General features: G+C 73.8%; 16 protein-coding genes and 1 pseudogene. 6 read left to right on the top strand and 11 right to left on the bottom strand.

Annotation, left to right across the window (positions count from 1 at the left end; all coding sequences use genetic code 11):
- Positions 1-73 precede the first annotated feature (73 nt).
- The 3 genes from pgi (at position 74) to ICW24_RS06075 (ending at position 2,689) form a co-directional block, all read left to right on the top strand.
- Complete coding sequence (gene pgi / locus ICW24_RS06085; RefSeq protein ID WP_372360535.1) at positions 74-1,756, top strand: glucose-6-phosphate isomerase; 1,683 nt, start codon at positions 74-76, stop codon at positions 1,754-1,756.
- Positions 1,757-1,770: 14 nt separating this feature from the next.
- Entirely contained in the window at positions 1,771-2,355 is a 585-nt protein-coding gene (locus ICW24_RS06080; protein WP_226344827.1) for a DinB family protein, read from the top strand.
- A gap of 91 nt (positions 2,356-2,446) precedes the next feature.
- Positions 2,447-2,689, top strand: a complete 243-nt coding sequence (locus ICW24_RS06075; RefSeq protein WP_226344826.1) for a type II toxin-antitoxin system Phd/YefM family antitoxin — start codon at positions 2,447-2,449, stop codon at positions 2,687-2,689.
- A 22-nt stretch (positions 2,690-2,711) separates the two neighbouring features.
- Here ICW24_RS06075 and ICW24_RS19895 read toward each other — a convergent pair whose 3' ends face one another.
- The gene (locus ICW24_RS19895) at positions 2,712-2,909 is read right to left on the bottom strand and encodes a GNAT family N-acetyltransferase (RefSeq protein ID WP_226345075.1); all 198 of its coding nucleotides are present in this window, start codon (positions 2,907-2,909) and stop codon (positions 2,712-2,714) included.
- Positions 2,910-2,936: 27 nt separating this feature from the next.
- Positions 2,937-3,680 (bottom strand): dienelactone hydrolase family protein, encoded by a 744-nt coding sequence (locus ICW24_RS06065; protein ID WP_226344825.1) that lies wholly within the window; start codon positions 3,678-3,680, stop codon positions 2,937-2,939.
- Positions 3,681-3,743: 63 nt separating this feature from the next.
- On the opposite strand from ICW24_RS06065, the gene ICW24_RS06060 reads away from it, so the two are divergent.
- Entirely contained in the window at positions 3,744-5,384 is a 1,641-nt protein-coding gene (locus ICW24_RS06060) for an FMN-binding glutamate synthase family protein (protein WP_226344824.1), read from the top strand.
- Here the strand turns inward: ICW24_RS06060 and ICW24_RS06055 are convergent.
- The 5 genes and pseudogenes from ICW24_RS06055 to ICW24_RS06030 all read right to left on the bottom strand — a co-directional run bounded on the left by ICW24_RS06055 (position 5,371) and on the right by ICW24_RS06030 (position 10,162).
- Positions 5,371-6,126 (bottom strand): methyltransferase domain-containing protein, encoded by a 756-nt coding sequence (locus ICW24_RS06055; protein ID WP_226344823.1) that lies wholly within the window; start codon positions 6,124-6,126, stop codon positions 5,371-5,373. The genes ICW24_RS06060 and ICW24_RS06055 overlap by 14 nt on opposite strands.
- Positions 6,027-6,686, bottom strand: a complete 660-nt coding sequence (locus tag ICW24_RS06050; protein WP_226344822.1) for a glycosyltransferase — start codon at positions 6,684-6,686, stop codon at positions 6,027-6,029. The genes ICW24_RS06055 and ICW24_RS06050 overlap by 100 nt, the downstream gene beginning before the upstream one ends.
- Positions 6,683-7,072 (bottom strand): annotated as a pseudogene (locus tag ICW24_RS19890) (tetratricopeptide repeat protein); the annotation flags it as partial. The gene ICW24_RS06050 and the pseudogene ICW24_RS19890, both read right to left, overlap by 4 nt.
- 230 nt (positions 7,073-7,302) lie before the next feature.
- Entirely contained in the window at positions 7,303-7,515 is a 213-nt protein-coding gene (locus ICW24_RS06035; RefSeq protein WP_226344821.1) for a hypothetical protein, read from the bottom strand.
- Positions 7,516-9,910: 2,395 nt separating this feature from the next.
- Complete coding sequence (locus tag ICW24_RS06030; RefSeq protein WP_226344820.1) at positions 9,911-10,162, bottom strand: hypothetical protein; 252 nt, start codon at positions 10,160-10,162, stop codon at positions 9,911-9,913.
- A 275-nt stretch (positions 10,163-10,437) separates the two neighbouring features.
- On the opposite strand from ICW24_RS06030, the gene ICW24_RS06025 reads away from it, so the two are divergent.
- The gene (locus tag ICW24_RS06025) at positions 10,438-11,079 is read left to right on the top strand and encodes a MarC family protein (RefSeq protein WP_226344819.1); all 642 of its coding nucleotides are present in this window, start codon (positions 10,438-10,440) and stop codon (positions 11,077-11,079) included.
- Positions 11,080-11,164: 85 nt separating this feature from the next.
- On the opposite strand, the gene nusB is transcribed toward ICW24_RS06025, so the two are convergent.
- Entirely contained in the window at positions 11,165-11,851 is a 687-nt protein-coding gene (nusB, locus tag ICW24_RS19645) for a transcription antitermination factor NusB (RefSeq protein ID WP_307781297.1), read from the bottom strand.
- Between the two features lie 59 nt (positions 11,852-11,910).
- A complete protein-coding gene (gene efp / locus ICW24_RS06015) occupies positions 11,911-12,471 on the bottom strand; it encodes an elongation factor P (RefSeq protein ID WP_226344818.1) in 561 nt (186 codons plus the stop codon).
- Between the two features lie 273 nt (positions 12,472-12,744).
- On the opposite strand from efp, the gene ICW24_RS06010 reads away from it, so the two are divergent.
- On the top strand, positions 12,745-14,619 hold the full coding sequence (locus ICW24_RS06010) for a peptide ABC transporter substrate-binding protein (protein WP_226344817.1): 1,875 nt from the start codon (positions 12,745-12,747) through the stop codon (positions 14,617-14,619).
- A 70-nt stretch (positions 14,620-14,689) separates the two neighbouring features.
- On the opposite strand, the gene ICW24_RS06005 is transcribed toward ICW24_RS06010, so the two are convergent.
- Entirely contained in the window at positions 14,690-15,541 is an 852-nt protein-coding gene (locus ICW24_RS06005; RefSeq protein WP_226344816.1) for a hypothetical protein, read from the bottom strand.
- Positions 15,538-16,458 (bottom strand): ATP-binding cassette domain-containing protein, encoded by a 921-nt coding sequence (locus ICW24_RS06000; protein WP_226344815.1) that lies wholly within the window; start codon positions 16,456-16,458, stop codon positions 15,538-15,540. The genes ICW24_RS06005 and ICW24_RS06000 overlap by 4 nt, the downstream gene beginning before the upstream one ends.
- Between the last annotated feature and the right edge of the window lie 264 nt (positions 16,459-16,722).

The following is a 16,722-nucleotide window of genomic DNA, read 5'->3' as shown; positions in this document are numbered from 1 at the left end:
GACCGGATCAGGAGCGCCGGGGGTCCTAGGCTGGCCGTGCACGTCCACCACCCCGCAGCGAGAGGCGATGTCGATGTCCGAACCGATCGACCCCACGACGACGCAGGCCTGGGAGAAGCTCACCGAGCTCGAGGCGTGGCTGGAGCCCGACCTGCGGGCCTGGTTCGACGCCGACCCCCAGCGGGCGCAGCGGTTCAGCTTCGACGCGGCAGACCTGCACGTCGACCTCAGCAAGAACCTCGTCTCCGACGACATCGTCGCGGCCCTCGTGCAGCTCGCCGACGAGGTCGGTCTCGCCGGCCGCCGCGACGCCATGTTCGCGGGCGAGCGGATCAACGTCACCGAGGACCGCGCCGTGCTGCACACCGCGCTGCGGCTCCCCAAGGACGCCGAGCTGCGGGTGGACGGCCAGGACGTCGTCGGCGACGTCCACGCCACCCTCGAGAAGGTCTACGCGTTCGCCGAGAAGGTCCGTTCCGGGGAGTGGACCGGTCGGTCCGGGCAGCGCATCGAGACCGTCGTCAACATCGGCATCGGCGGCTCCGACCTCGGGCCGGTCATGGTCTACGAGGCCCTGCGGCCGTACGCCCAGGAGGGCCTGACCGCCCGGTTCGTCAGCAACATCGACCCCACCGACATCGCCGAGACGACGGCCGATCTCGACCCCGAGACGACGTTGTTCATCGTCGCGAGCAAGACGTTCACGACGCTCGAGACCCTGACGAACGCGCGGCTCGCCAAGGCGTGGCTGCTGCGCGAGCTCGGCCTCGAGCCCGGCAGCGACGCCGCGAAGGAGGCCGTGGCCACGCACTTCGTCGCCGTCTCGACCGCCCTCGACAAGGTCGCCGACTTCGGCATCGACCCCGACAACGCGTTCGGGTTCTGGGACTGGGTCGGCGGCCGCTACTCGGTCGACTCGGCGATCGGCACGAGCCTCGCGGTCGTCCTCGGCCCCGACACGTTCGCCGACTTCCTCGCCGGTTTCCACGCCATGGACGAGCACTTCCGCACCACCCCGGTCGAGCGCAACGTGCCCGCCCTCATGGGTCTGTTCAACGTGTGGGACGTCAACTTCCTCGGCGCCGAGACGCACGCGGTCCTCCCCTACGACCAGCACCTCCACCGGTTCCCGGCGTACCTGCAGCAGTTGACGATGGAGAGCAACGGCAAGGGCGTCCGCTGGGACGGCGAGCCGGTCACGTGCGCGACGGGCGAGGTGTTCTGGGGCGAGCCGGGGACCAACGGCCAGCACGCCTTCTACCAGCTCATCCACCAGGGCACCCGCATCGTCCCGGCCGACTTCATCGCCTTCGCGAACCCGGCACACCCGCTCACCGACGCCGAGGCGTCCGGTGGGGGTGAGGCCGTCGACGTCCACGAGCTCTTCCTCGCGAACTTCTTCGCCCAGACCGCGGCGCTCGCCTTCGGCAAGACGGAGACGGAGGTGCGCGACGAGGGCACCGCGGAGGAGATCGTCACGGCGCGGGTGTTCCCGGGCAACCGCCCGACGACCTCGATCATGGCGCCGGCCCTCACGCCCGGCGTGCTCGGTCAGCTCATCGCCCTGTACGAGCACATCACGTTCGTCCAGGGTGTCGTCTGGGGCATCGATTCCTTCGACCAGTGGGGCGTCGAGCTCGGCAAGCAGCTCGCCAAGCAGATCACCCCGGCCGTGGGCGGCGACGAGGCCGCGCTGGCGAAGCAGGACGCCTCGACCCAGGGCCTCATCCGCTGCTACCGGGAGCACCGCTCCTGATCGGGGGTGGCGCCGTGGACGACCCCCGCACGGAGCATCTGCGCCGGGCCCTGACCGCTGCCCGCGACGCGATGCGCTGGAAGCTCGAGGGTCTGTCGGAGTACGACGCCCGGCGGCCCCTCACGCCGACGGGCAGCAACGTCCTCGGGGTGGTCAAGCACGTCGCGAGCGTCGAGCTCGGCTACCTCGGCGACGTCTTCGGCCGGCCGAGCGGGGTGCCGCTGCCGTGGCTCGCGCCCGACGCCGAACCGAACGCCGACATGTGGGTGCCGCCGGAGGAGTCGCGGCAGTCGGTGCTGCGCCTGCTCGACGCGGCCGCCGCGACGACGGAGGGGACACTGGCGGCGCTCGACCTCGACGCGCCGGGCGAGGTCCCGTGGTGGGGCCCCAACCGCCGGCGGGTCACCCTCCACGAGATCGCCGTCCACATGATCGCCGAGTCGCACCGCCACGCCGGCCACGTCGACGTTCTTCGCGAGCTCGTCGACGGGCAGGCCGGGTACCGCGCCGACAACGACAACCTCGCGCCGGGCGACGCGACGTGGTGGGCCGACTACGTCGCCCGGGTCCGGGCCGCCGCCGACCGGTGTCGCGACTGATCGAGGTCGCTGCGCATCCGCCCCGGGTGGCCACAGCCCCCTGGGCTAGGCGTACGCGATGACGCACCCCTGGTGATGGAGGTCGATGCACGTGAGCGCAGTGACAGCGACGCCGGCACGGGCCGACCTGCACCGCCTGATCGACCAGGCGAACGAGGAGTCCGAGCCGCTGACGATCACCGGCCGGCGTGGGAACGCCATGCTCGTCGGCGAGGACGACTGGCGAGCGATCCACGAGACCTTGTCCCTGAAGTCGGTACCCGGCCTACCTGAGTCGATCCGCCAGGCACGCGCCGAGGGCGTCGAGGCCGGCTCCACCGAACTCGACTGGTGAGCGACGCGCTCTGGACGCGTGCCTACTCATGCCGGCAGCTCATAGACCCGGACGGGCCTATCGGAGCCCGGGAGGACGTCGCGGAGAACAGGCGCATCCCAAGCCTGGCCACGACCCGCTCAGAGGCGTCGTTGCCGATCTGAACGATGCTGATGAGCCGTTCCAGTCGGCATTCCCGGAAGGCGAACGGGACCGTCGCCCGCGCAGCCTCGGTGGCCAGGCCGCGCCTCAGGACGAGCCGGCGAAGCTAGCGCAGGTGCTCGCCGAAGAACGCGTCGATCCGCGTCCACGCGTCGGCGGCGTCCGCCGGGTTCGGCCCGACACCCATGACGCGCTGCAGCGGCCGCGTGATGGCCGGCAGGTCGTCGTAGGCGTTCATGAATCGGTGCCCGGAGTTCGGATACTCCTTGACGTCGTGCGGGACGCCGTAGGCGGTCAGGGCGCATTCGAGCTTAGCGCTCGCACCCTCCAGGGAGCGATCGCGGGCGCCGTAGCTCGCGACCACGGGGCACCCGCCGCGCAGCACCTCCGGCGCCTGCGGGAGCTGCCCGTAGCAGGGGGCGCTCGCGTCGAAGCCCCGCGTCACCGTCTGCAGGGCGAACGCGCCGCCCATGCAGAACCCGATAATGCCGACGTGGTCGGTCACGTCGGGCTCGGCGAGTAGCCACCGGCGGGCCGCCTCGATGTCGGTGTACGCCTGGCCGGACCCGCTCGTCGCGGCCCGGAACGTCGGGACGAGGCAGCGTGCCGTGCCGCCCGCGGCGTACAGGTCCGGAGCGGCGACGACGTACCCGAGCGAGGCGAGGTGCTCGACCTGCCGCCGCGTCACGTCCTGCAGACCGAAGGCCTCGTGCAGGAGGACGACGCCCGGCCACGGCCCCGACCCGGCGGCCGGGCGCGCGACGTAGGCGGTCATCGAGGGCGTCGCGCCCTCGAGCGTGGCGCCGGCACCGATCGCGGCGGTGGACGTTCGGACGGGCGCCTCGGTCATGCCCTCACCTTCGCACCGGTGCGGGGCGGGCGCGAGCGCGCCGCCGGGTGCACACTTCTCGCCATGAGCGCAAAGAAGAGCCTGCTGTGGAGCGCGGGCGCCGGCCTGGCCGGGATCACGGGACTGGCGGCGCACGACGTCCTGCAGAAACGGCATGCGCTGCTGCGGGCCTTCCCCGTCCTCGGCCACGGCCGCTACTTCGTCGAGACGATCGGCCCGGAGCTGCGGCAGTACATCGTCGCGTCCAACGACGAGGAACGCCCCTTCAGCCGCGACCAGCGCCGCTACATCTACAGCGCCGCGAAGGGCGTCAACACGTACTTCGGGTTCGGGACCGACAACGACCTCGACGGCGCCGAGGGCTACCCGATCGTCAAGCACCGCACGTTCTCGGCGTACGCGCCGCCGACCCGCTCGGCCCATGCGCACGACGACGGCGCGGTCGTCCCGTGCGCGAAGGTCCTGGGGGCGGCGCGCGGTCGGCGCCACGCCTTTCGCCCGGCCTCGGTCGTCAACATCTCCGCGATGAGCTACGGCAGCCTGTCGAAGAACGCGATCGAGGCCCTCAACCGCGGGGCCGCCGCCGCGGGCTGCCTGCACAACACCGGCGAGGGGGGCCTGTCGCCGTTCCACCGCAAGGGCGGCGACCTCGTCCTGCAGATCGGGACGTCGTACTTCGGCTGCCGCGACGACGACGGGAACCTCGACGTCGACAAGCTCGTCGCCCTCTGCGCGTCCGCCCCGGTCCGGGCCATCGAGTTCAAGCTGAGCCAGGGCGCCAAGCCGGGCCTCGGCGGCGTGCTGCCCGCCGCGAAGGTCACGCCCGAGATCGCCGAGATCCGCGGTATCCCCCAGGGCCAGGACTGCATCAGCCCGTCCCGGCATACGGCGTTCGGCGACGTCGACAGCATGCTCGACGTGCTCGAGCGGATCGCCGAGCTCACCGGGCTGCCCGTCGGCATCAAGTCGGCCGTCGGCGACCAGGGGTTCTGGGACGACCTGGTGGACGCGATGCGCGACGGCACGCGCGGCGTCGACTTCGTCACGATCGACGGCGGCGAGGGCGGCACGGGCGCCGCGCCCCTCGTGTTCAGCGACAGCGTGTCCCTGCCGTTCAAGGTGGCGTTCTCGCGCGTCTACCGGACGTTCGCGGCGGCCGGCCTCGCCGACCGGGTCGTGTTCGTCGGGTCCGGTCGGCTCGGGCTGCCCGACAACGCCATGGTCGCCTTCGGGTTGGGCTGCGACCTGATCAACATCGCCCGCGAGGCCATGCTCGGCGTGGGCTGCCTGCAGACGCAGAAATGCCACACGGGTGCGTGCCCGACGGGGGTCGCGACGCAGAACCCGTGGCTCGTGCGCAGCCTCGATCCCGACGACAAGGCGCCTCGCGTCGCCCGGTACATCGAGACGCTCCGCCGCGACCTGCTCAAGGTCTCCGAGGCGGCGGGTGTGCCGCACCCCGGCCTCATTTCCCCCGACGACATCGAGCTGCTCCAGGGCCACGACGAGCCCGTCACCCTGCGGCAGGCGTACGGTTACGAGCCGGGGTGGGGTCTGCCGGGTGAGGCCGACCGCGAGGAGATCACCGCGATCATGAGGGCCATGTTCGCCGGGGACGCCGACGAGCACGACGAGGAACGCCGGGACGCAGGCGGGCAGGAGAACCTGGCGGTCGGCCAGGACGACACGGTCACGCAGACGTGACGCCGCGATCCCGCGGCCGCACCCGAGGTCCAGACCGATCGGTCAGACCAGCAGCGGCCCGCCGTTGCGTGGGCTGCCGTCCTTGATGGCGATGAGGTTGGCGGTGACGTAGGAGATGAGGTGGCTCTGGTGCCACTCGCTCGGGAAGTGCGTGACGAGCCGCGACGACTGCAACCTGGCGGTGATGCCGGGCACGAAGCGCCGGTAGGCGTCCGAGGTGTAGTAACAGAACGAGTTCTCGTTGTAGAACGACGTGGGTGGGGTGCTGGAACGCACCGCGCCCGTCGGTGCTCGGCGTCATCGACAGCAGCAGCCCGCCTGGCGCGAGGACCCGGTGCAGCTCGTTGATGAGCGAGACCTTGTCCACGCCGTGCTCGAGGAAGTCGACCGCGCGGATGACGCCCACGGAGTCGTCGGGCAGGTCGAGCCGCTCGGGCAGCGTCGCGACGATGTCGACGTCCGGCCCGGGGTACTGATCGACGCCGAGGTAGCCCGCGGGGCGGTTGTGGGCGGCCCCGAGGTCGAGCGCGTGCAGGCGGTTGCGCCGCGCCCAGGCGAGCGCGTCGCCCTCGATGTAGGTGTCGTAGAGCCGAACCGTCTCGGTCTGGATGTAGGCGTTCGTCTCGGCGTCCCGCTGCGTGTTCACCCCGTGCATCCGCTGGAGGTAGAGCACCTCCGGGATGTAATGGAAGGCCCCGACGCGGTAGAGGCGGCACATGAGGTCCTGGTCGTCGAGGACCACGCGGGAGGCGTCGTAGTCGCCGCTGCGCTCGTACGCCTGCCGGGTGAAGGCGCGGACGTGGTTCGGCGCGAACCAGATGTAGGAGACGTTGTGCGGCGTCGGCGGCAGGGCGCGCGCAGCACCGACCGCCCGTCGACCTCGACATCGTCGTACTCCCACCCCGCGGCCTCGTCGAAGCGGGATTCGTCGCGCCCCCCGTCCTCGGTGATCTGGGCGGTGTCGCTGTAGACGAGCGCCGCCTCCGGGTGGGCGCGGAACGCGTCGTCGAGGCGCTCGAGCGCGGTGCTCGCGAGGAGGTCGTCGTGGTCGAGCTCCACGAGGAGCTCGCCCCTGGCCTCCTCGCAGGCGCGCCGTTTGGCGGCGCCCACGCCGGTGAGGTCGTCGGCGACGACGAGCCGCACGCGCTCGTCCGGGGTCTCCGGGCGCCAGCGCGCGTTGCCGTTGAGGACGATGACCCACTCCCAGTCGCCGCGCGTCTGGGCGCGTAGGGAGGCGTAGCACTCGTCGAGATAGCGCGTCTTGTGGCTCGGGGTGAAGACGCTGAACCTCGGCGGGGTCACTTGGTCGGGGTCGCCGTGGCGGTCGCCTGTTTCGCCAGCGTGGGGTCGAGCTCGACGGCCTTCGCCTTCGCGGCGTTCGCCTTCTGCGCGTCGCCCTTCTTCGCGTAGGCGAGGTAGAGGCGGTAATAGGCGGTCGACGCCTTGGGGTTGATCTTGACGATGTTCTCGTAGATGCCGATGGCGTCGTCGGGCTTGGTGGCCTCGACCGCGATGGCCTTGTTGTATGGCGCCGGCGTGAACTTCGCGACGGCCGCGATCGCCTTGTCATAGGCGGCGACGGCCCCCGACGCATCGTTCTGCGTCTGCGCGATCAGCCCGAGGTTGTAGTGCGCGTACTTGTTCGTGGGGTCGACGGCGAGGACGTTGTTGAACGTCGTCTTCGCGGCGTCGAACTGCTGGCCCTACGCCTGGGTGATGCCCTGCTTGAGCAGCGTCACCACCTGCGAGTTCGTCGTCGCGGAGGCGTTCGCGGACGGGCTCGCGGAGGCGCCGCCCGGTCGCTGCCCGTGGAGCAGGCGGCGAGCGCGAGGACGGCGAGCCCGGCGGCGCCGGCCTGCCACAGTCGGAGAGTGTGTCGCGTGGTCATGGTTCTGTCCTTTTGGTCGGAGGAGCTGACTTACTTCGTGCAGCCGACGTAGACCCTGTAGGTGCCGGCGTTGATGCCGTTCCAGTCGTATTTCCACCCGGTCGGCGGAATCCCGCCCACGGGGCGGGAGATCGAGGCGGAGGCTCCAGAGCTGGTCTCGAAACCGCCGGAGACGGCGAACATCCCTGGCGGACATTTGACGATGAGGCCGGCCTGTCCGGCATTGGTCGTTTCGGCCGTCACGACGGTCGCCTGGGATCCGAAGAACGACGACCCCTTGACGCCCTGCGAGCCTTGAGACCCCTGCGCGCCCTGCGGCCCCTGGGACCCGGTGGCACCCTGCGCCCCCTGGACGCCGGCGCCGGTCTTGCCCTGCGCGCCCTGGGGCCGGTGGCTCCGGTGGCTCCCTGCGGCCCCGCCGCTCCGGTGGCACCGGTCGAGCCGGTCGCGCCCGTGGCGCCCGTGGCGCCCGTGGCGCCCGTCGAGCCGTCGGCGCCGTCGGAGCCCGAGGAACCGTCGGCGCCCTGGGGGCCGGTGGAGCCGGTCGCGCCCTGGTAGCCCTGCGGGCCCATGTCACCCTGCGGCCCCTGGGGGCCCACGGTCCCGTCGACGCCCGACATCCCGTCGATGCCGCCGGTCCCGTCGGCCCCGAACTCGCCCTGCGCCCCCTGGACACCCTGCGCGCCCTGGAAGCCCTGGGGCCCGATGTCGCCGGTCGCGCCCTGGGCGCCCGTGGCCCCCTGGGCTCCCTGCGCCCCGTCGATCCCATCCGTGCCGGAGGCGCCCGCAGACCCGTCGGTGCCATCGGTGCCGTTCGTACCCGACGCGCCCTGGGCTCCGTCCAGGCCGGCCGCGCCCTGCGCACCCGTCGCACCCAGGAAACCCTGCGGACCCATCGCACCCTGCGCCCCGGTCGCACCCTGAGCACCGTCCGTCCCGGCCGCACCCTGCGCACCGGTGGCGCCCTGAGCCCCATCGGTCCCGTCCGCACCCGAGGAGCCCTGCGCACCGGTCGCACCCTGCGTCCCGTCGGTCCCGGCGGCACCCTGAGCGCCGTCGACACCATCGGTCCCGGCCGCGCCCTGCGCACCCGTCGCACCCTGGAAACCCTGGAACCCCTGCGGACCCATCGCGCCCTGCGCCCCGGCCGCACCCTGAGCACCATCCGTCCCGGCGGCACCCTGCGCACCGGTCGCGCCCTGCGTCCCGTCGGTCCCGTCCGTGCCCGTGGCACCCTGGGCGCCGTCGACCCCATCGGCCCCGGCCGCGCCCTGCGCACCCGTCGCACCCTGGAAATTCTGATATCCCTGCGGACCCGCCGCGCCCTGAGCGCCGGTCGCACCCTGCGCGCCGTCAGTCCCGGCCGCACCCCGAGTGCCATCGGCCCCCGCGGCACCCTGGGCGTCGTCCGCCCCCGTCGCACCCTGAGCCCCGTCGCTTCCCGCGGCACCCTGGGCGCCGTCCGTCCCGTCGGCACCCTGAGCACCGGTCGCGCCCTGGAAGCCCTGCGGCCCCATGGCACCCATCGCGCCCTGACTCCCCGTGGCACCCTGGGCGCCGTCCGTCCCGGCAGCGCCCTGCGCGCCCGTCGCGCCGTCGGCTCCCTGAGCGCCGTCCGCCCCGTCTCGCCCTGAGCGCCCACGGCGCCCTGGAATCCTTGCGGCCTCACGGCATGCGCGGCGCCCTGAGCGCCCGCCGCGCCCTGAGCTCCATCGGCCCCGGCGGCACCTTGGGCACCGTCGGCGCCGGCGGCACCCTGCGAACCCGTCGCACCCTGGGCACCCGTCGCACCGTCGGTGCCGTCCGTGCCGTCGGTGCCGGCAGCACCCTGTGCGCCCGCGGCGCCCTGGGCACCCGTCGCGCCATCGGCCCCCTGGGCGCCTGCACTGTACGTCCTCGGCACCGAGCGGCACGAGTCCCGGCGCCCTGGGCCCCGTCGGCCCCGTCCGCCCCCTGAGCCCCGGTCGCCCCTGGAAGCCCTGCGGCCCCACGACGCCCGCGACGCCTTGTGCACCTGTGGCGCCCTGAGCACCGGCCGCACCCTGGAGACCCTGATAGCCCTGCGGCCCGGCCTCGCCCTGAGCGCCTGCCGCGCCCTGGGGACCCGCGGCACCCTGGGGGCCGTCGACCCCGTCCACGCCGTCGATGCCATCAACCCCGTCGATCCCGTCGGCACCCTGGAACCCCTGAGGCCCCTCGGCGGCGGCGGACCCGGCGCCGAGGCTCAGCGATCCGCCGGGGGCGCCCGGCGCGCCCTGGGCGCCCGTCGCCCCGCGGCTGCCGCTGCCGGTGGCGCCCTGCGCGCCGCCGGAACCCTGCGCCCCCTGCGCCCCCCCGGGCGCCCTGCGCGCCGGCGGGGCCCGGAACCCCGCTGCCACCGTCCTGGCCGGAGGATCCGTCGACGCCCGCGGCGCCGCCCGTGCCGTCCGAACCGGACGCCCCGTCCGCGCCGGCCGCCCCCTGGAAGCCCTGGGCGCCGTCCGCCTCGGGCGAGACGGTGTCGATGAAGGCCTGCGGTCCGGCCGCGCAGACGGTCGCGGGAGCCCCCGGGGAGCGGTAGTCCTGCGCGCCGAGACCACGCGAACGGCCGACGTAGGCGTCGATCCCGAACGGGTTCGGGCAGTATACGGCCCCGCTGTCACCCCACTGGAAGCCCTGGGAGCCGCACGCGTCCACTCCCCCATCGGTAGCCCTGGGGGCCCGAACCCTCGGCCCGGACCCGCCCCGCGCCCACTCCGGTGGCGGTGGAGACGGCGACGATCGGCGTCCCGAGGGGCAGCGCGGCAACGGGGTCGGCGCCGACGACGGCGGCGCCGGCGAGCGCCGCAGGCACGGCGAGCGCGGCCCGCACGGTGCGACCCGCGGTGCCGATGCGATCCGGCCGAGCCACGTATTGCCTCCTCGTTCACCGCGGTGGTCCTGACCGCGGCCGCGCCGCCTCGCACCGCGGACCGCGGTGGGGCGTGACGGGTTACGGGCGTCCACATCGGCCGCGACGCGGCCGAACTCAGCGGGTCACCCGATCACCGCAGGCGATCACGCACACTCGCGGCGCTCCGCGTCGGCGGCGGTCGAGGTGGAGGCTCGCGCCGTGGGCGCCTCTCCCGGGCTCGCGGGTCGGAGTCCGTCGCCGCTCCTCGGAGCGCCGATGCCAGGATGAGCGGCATGGACACCGCCCTGCTGGTCAAGGCCCTCGGTGGGCTCTTCGCGATCATGAACCCGTTCGTGGCCCTGCCCATGTTCCTGTCCCTGACAGCGGGCTACGACGCCGCGCGCCAGCGGTCGACGGCCGTGCGGGTCGCGCTCTACAGCCTCGTCATGGCGGTCGTCGTGATGATCGGCGGCACAGCGGTGCTCGGGTTCTTCGGGGTGTCGGTGAACGACTTCCGCGTCGCCGGCGGCATCGTCCTCATGACCATCGCGCTCGGCATGCTCGGCGGTGGGAACACCGCGCACAGCGGAACCCCGGCCGAGCAGGAGCACCAGCAGAAGCAGGCCGCCGTCGGGGACGTGTCGTTCTACCCGCTGACGTTTCCGATGATCCTCGGCCCGGGAACGATCACGACGATCATCGTCTTCTCCGGGCAGGCCCACGGCCCGGCCGGGTACGCCGCGGTCGGGGTCGCCCTCCTCGTCGTGCTCGCACTGCTCGCCGCCGTGCTGTGGTTCGCGCCGACGATCGGCCACCACATGTCGCAGACGATGCGCGTCATCATGACGCGTCTCATGGGCATGATCCTCGCCGCCATCGCGGTCGGGATGGTCGTCGCCGGCCTCGAGGGGCTCATCCCCTCGCCGGCGGGCTGACGGTCCCGGCGTGCGGAGCGACGCGGCAACGCGCTCCCCGACCCCGGCGAGTCGCGGCGCGCCGGAAGGCGCGCGCTCCGAGGGCCTACGGCGCCTCGCGCGGCTCCGGCTGCTCGCGGGTCCCGGGCTCGCCGTCGTCGTGGGAGGCCGTCGTGCGGTCAACGACGTCGGCAGGGTCAACGACGTCGGCAGGGTCAACGGCGTCGGCGGCGTCGGCAGGGTCGGCGGCGTCGGTCACCTCGTCCATGGCGACGACCTCGTCCTCCGCCTCGTCCGCCGACGGTCCGGCGTCCGAGGGCCCGGCAGCGGGCGACCCGGGGGCCGACCGGTGCAGCTCGGCCACCCGGGAGAGGAGGCCGCTGACGAACGCCGGCGAGCCGTCGGTGGACAGCGCGGTGGCCAGGTCGGCCGCCTCCGAGACGGCGACGGCGTCGGGCACGTCGTCGTTGTGGAGGATCTCCCAGGCCCCGACGCGCAGGATGGCGCGGTCGACGGCCGGCATCCGGTCGAGCGCCCAGCCGCGGCTGTACGTCGCGAGCACGTCGTTGACGGCCCCCCAGTTCGCGACGACGCCGCGGACGATCTCCACCGTGTAGTCGCGCAGCGGGCTCTGCGTCGTCGGGTGCGCGACGCGGTCGTCGAGCAGCGTCCCCGCGTTGATGCCCTTCTGTTCCGCCTCGAAGAGCAGCTCCAGCGCCGACCGGCGCGCCTTGCTGCGCGTCGAGGTGAGGATGCCGCGCTCGCCGGGCAGGGAGGGGACCGTGCGGATCATGCGCGCGCCCTCGGCCGGGAGCGGCAGGCCGCCGCTCCCGCTGAGTTCGGATGGAGCCATCAGGAGACGCGCGACAGGTACGAGCCGTCGCGGGTGTCGACCTTCACCTTGGTGCCGGTCTCGAGGAAGAGCGGCACCTGGATCTGGGCGCCCGTCTCCAGCGTCGCCGGTTTGGTCCCACCCGTGGAACGGTCGCCCTGCAGCCCCGGCTCGGTGTAGGTGATCGTCAGCTCGACGGAGGCGGGCAGCTCGACGAAGAGCGGGGAGCCCTCGTGCGTCGCGACGATCGCCTCCTGGTTCTCGAGCATGAAGTCGGCGGCGTCGCCCACGGTCGCGGCGGGCACCGTGATCTGGTCGTACGTCTTGCCGTCCATGAAGACGTAGTCGTCGCCGTCCTTGTACAGGTACTGCATGGTGCGCTTGTCGACGTTGCTCGTCTCGACCTTGGTGCCGGCGTTGAACGTCTTATCCACCGTCTTGCCCGAGAGGACGTTCTTCAGCTTCGTGCGCACGAAGGCCGGGCCCTTGCCGGGCTTGACGTGCTGGAACTCCACGACGGTCCACAGCTGACCCTCGAGGTTGAGAACCAGGCCGTTCTTGAGGTCGTTCGTCGATGCCACGTTCGTCTCTTTCGTCGTGGCGGAGGGCCCACCGGGGCGGCGGCGGTGCGCTGTGCGCACTCGGGTCACGTCACCCCGCTCGCTCGGGGGCGCGGATCCCGCACCGGCCCGGCGGCCCGTCCGCGCGATGCGTCCGGATGATCGCGGACCAGTCTATCGGCGCGACACCCGTGCTCCGCTCACCCGCCCGACGGCGGGCCCGCCGGGACCGACGTGTGCGCCGGCCCCCGGCCGACCGCCGCGTGCGAGCGCGTGCCGTGACAAGGTGAACCCATGCGCGCGAGGAACGTCCACGAGGGGGAGCACCGACTCCGCCGGGCGTCCGCGCGGATCCCGTCGCGCCCCCGCCGCGCCGCGACCGCCCTCGCCGTCGGCGTGCTCACGGCGGCGACCGGCCTGGCGGGTTGCTCGCCCGCGCCCGCCCCGTCTCCCCCGGCCACGCCGAGCGCGACGCCGACGCCCACGACCCCCGTCTCCGTCAACACCCGGGCCCTCGCCGGATCGCTCCTCCCGGCCGACGTCTCGGACGCGGCGACGGCCCGGGTGGCGGCCCTGCTCTTCCGCGGCCTCGTCCGCTACGACGCGAAGGGCAAGGCCCAGAACGAGGTGGCCGAGTCGATCACGACGTCCGACGACCGCGTCTACCGCGTGAGCCTCGAACCGGGCTGGACCTTCTCGAACGGATCGCCCGTCACGTCCTCGAGCTTCGTCGATGCGTGGAACCTCGCCGCCCGGCGCTCCTCCGGTTTCTACCGCGCATACGCCTTCTCGCCGATCGTCGGCTACGACGCGGTGCGCGCCCCCGCCGGACCCGCCGCCCGCGAGGACCTCGCCGGGCTCGACGTGCTCGACGCCCGGACGTTCACGATCACCCTCGACGACCCCGACCCGACGTTCCCCGAACGGCTCGGCGACCCCGCCTTCGCCCCCCTGCCCCCGGCGGCGCTCGCCGATCCCGCGTCGTTCGCCGCCGCCCCCGTCGGCAACGGGCCCTACCGCCTGCAGACCGGCCGGTGGCCGGCCACCGGCCCGGCAGCGTCCGCCTCGACCGGCGCCTCCTCTTCTCCCGCCGGCACCGGAAGCGCCCCCGCGACCTCGTCGACCCCCTCCGTCCCCCCCGAGGCGCCCGCCACGTCGGCGACAACGCAGGCGGCGCCGACGACGGCCGGCGCGAGGAGCGGGTCGCCGACCGTGCCGCCCGGCACTCGGGTGCGGCTGGCGCCGAACGCCTCGTACACCGGCGGCGAACCGGCCCGCAACAGCGCTATCGACCTCGTCGTGTACGCCGACCTCGACGCCGCGTACCGCGACTTCGTCGCCGGCCGGCTCGACGTCCTCGACGGCGTCGCCCCCGACCGGCTCACCGAGTACCGGCAGGTCGCCGAGAAGCGCGCCGTCAACCAGCCCGTCGGCGTGACCGACTCCCTCGTCTTCCCCCTGCAGCGCGCGCCGTGGACCGGCGAGGCGGGTCGGCAGCGTCGGCTGGCGGTCAGCCGCGCCGTCGACCGGGCCGCCATCGCCCGGGACACCTTCGCCGGCACCCGCCTCGCGGCCACCGACCTCGCCGCCCCCGTCGTGGAGGGGTCCTCGCAGGACCTGTGCGGCGCCGCCTGCACGCACGACCCGGCGGCGGCCGCCGAGCTGCTCCGCGAGGTGGGCGGCCTGGACGATCTGACCATCGCGTACGCGGGCGACGGTGATCACGGCGCGCTCGTCACCGCCCTGTGCGCCGACGTCACGACGGCGCTCCGGATCGGCTGCCGGGGCAAGCCGTACCCGAACGAGATCGCCCTGTCCGAGGCACTCGCCCTCGGCACGGAGACGGGCCCCCACCTCCAGACATGGCGGATGAGTCGGCCGGCGCTCGCGGCCTTCCTCGACCCCCGGTTCGTGCCCGGCGCGGCGCCCAACACGAGCGGGTACGCCGACGACGTCGTCGCCACCCACCTCGGCACCGCCGCCACCGCGTCGGCGGCGGGCCAGCCGCAGGCCTTCCAGGACGTCGAGCGCGAGATCATGGCCGACCTCCCGATCGTTCCCCTGTGGTCGGTCAACGCCACCGGGGCGTCGTCCGCCGACCTCGGCCCGGTCCGCACCGACGCCTTCGGCGCGCCGATCCTCGGCGAGATCACGCGCGGCGGGGGGTGACACGACGACGGGACGCCCGCGTCGCGGACGTCCCGTCGTCGTGCGGCCGGGCCTCACCCCGGATCGGGGGTCACTTCGCCTCCCGGCGCGCCGTGAGCCACAGCCCGAGCGCCGTGAGCAGCACGACCCACAGCCCGACCGACGTCCCGATCCGCTGCCACTCCAGCGCCGTCAGCGTCGCACCCTCCACCACGGGGGCGAGGGTGCGCTCGATGGCGATCCACGGCACGATCCGTTCCGTCGGCCCCCACAGCGTCGCGATCTGCAGGACGATCGGGAGGAGGAAGTAGGCGAGGATCCCCAACGCCCCGCTGGCGAGCACGAGGCCGAGCGCGAAGCCGCACAACACGTCGATGACCAGGGCGGCGGTCGAGCCGGCGAGCACCGCCGGCTCCACCTCCCACGCCCCGGCCGACGGACCGGAGGCCAGCGCCCCCGCCGCGGACAGGGCCCACAGGAGCAGGACGTAGGCGAGCGTCACGAGCACGACGGCGACGATCTTCGCGAACACGATCCGATGCCGCCGGGGCTCGAGGGCGAACGTCACCATCGCCGACCGGTGGGTCCACTCCCCCGCGGCGACGAGGACGCCGAGCAGCGGGAGGAACAGCGCCAGCGGCAGCTGGGCCACGCGGCGGATCGTGTCGAACGTCGACGGCCCCTCGAACACGACCGCGAGGACGACGGCGGCGACCGTCAGGGCGACGACGACGAGGTGGAACGCGGCCCCCGCCCGCGTGTCGACCATCTTGCGCAGCTCGACGGCGACGAGCCGCGCGAACCCGATGCCCATGCGGGCCTCGGCCGGCGGACCGGCGACGCCCCCCGGGGGCACGGCCGGGCCGGCAGGGGTCGATGGGGCATCCGGGCCCGCGCCGGGCGTGGCCCGCTCGGTGTGGTGCGGCGATGCGGCGGTACTCATGCGACGGCTCCTGTCGGGTCCATGGACCGGTCGGTGGTGCGGTCGGTGGCGGTGGTGAGCTGGAGGAACGCCTCCTCGAGGCCGGAACCCGTCGCCTCGCGCAGCTCGAGGAGGACGACGCCCGCGGCGGCCGCGGCGACCCCGACCTGCTCCGGCGTGGCGTCGACCCGGACGGCACCCCCCTCGTCGCGGGCCGTGAGCCCGGCTGCGGCGAGTGCGTCCGCCAGGGCCCTGGGGTCGCGGGCCCGCACCAGCGCGCCCCCGGCGCCGACGAGGTCGGCCTTGGTGCCCTGGGCGACGATGCGACCGCGCCCGATGACGACGATGTCGTCGGCGACGACCTCCACCTCGTGCAGCAGATGCGACGAGAGCAGGACCGTGCCGCCCCGGTCGGCGAAGGTGCGCAGCCGGCCCCGCATCCAGTGGATGCCCTGCGGGTCGAGCCCGTTGGCGGGTTCGTCGAGGACGAGGACCTCGGGCTCCCCGAGGAAGGCCCGGGCGAGCCCGAGCCGCTGCTTCATGCCGAGCGAGTAGCCGCCCACCCGGCGCTTCGCCTCGCTCGGCGTCAGCCCGACGAGGTCGAGGACCTCGTCGACCCGGGAGGCCGACAGCCCGAGCGTCGACGCGTCGACGCGCAGGCTCTCCCGGCCGGTGCGGCCGGCGTGCACGGCGCCCGCGTCGAGCAGGAGCCCGACGACCCGGCCCGGGTTGCGCAGCTCGGCGTAACGGGCCCCGAGGATCCGGGTGGAGCCCGAGGTGGGCCGGGTGAGCCCGACCATCGCGCGCATCGCCGTCGACTTCCCCGCCCCGTTGGGGCCGAGGAAGCCGGTGACCCGGCCCGGGCGGGCGACGAAGGACACGTCGTCGACGGCCCTCAGCGCTCCGTAGTGCTTCGACAGGTTCTCGACCTCGATCATGACTCCAGTGTGTGGCCGCCTCACGGGGACCCGCGTCAGCGCATGGTCGGCCCTCGCCCCCGCCGACCACGACTTTCGTCGCCCCGGCTCGCCACGCCCGGCCGAGGGAGCGCACCCTGTCGGCCACCTACGCTGGAGGCGATGCACGCTGTCCGCGCCCCGAGAGGACGTCGCCCGCCCGGCGACGCCCCTTCGCCTGCCCGGGCATCCGGACCCCACTCGCGCCGCGCGCTCCGCCCGGCCCGGGCGAGAGGCCGGGGCGAG

Source organism: Agilicoccus flavus (assembly GCF_014857905.1).
GTDB lineage: Bacteria > Actinomycetota > Actinomycetes > Actinomycetales > Dermatophilaceae > Agilicoccus > Agilicoccus flavus.
The sequence above is the reverse complement of the archived record's forward strand: the minus strand, read 5'-3'. Positions and strand labels throughout refer to the sequence as shown.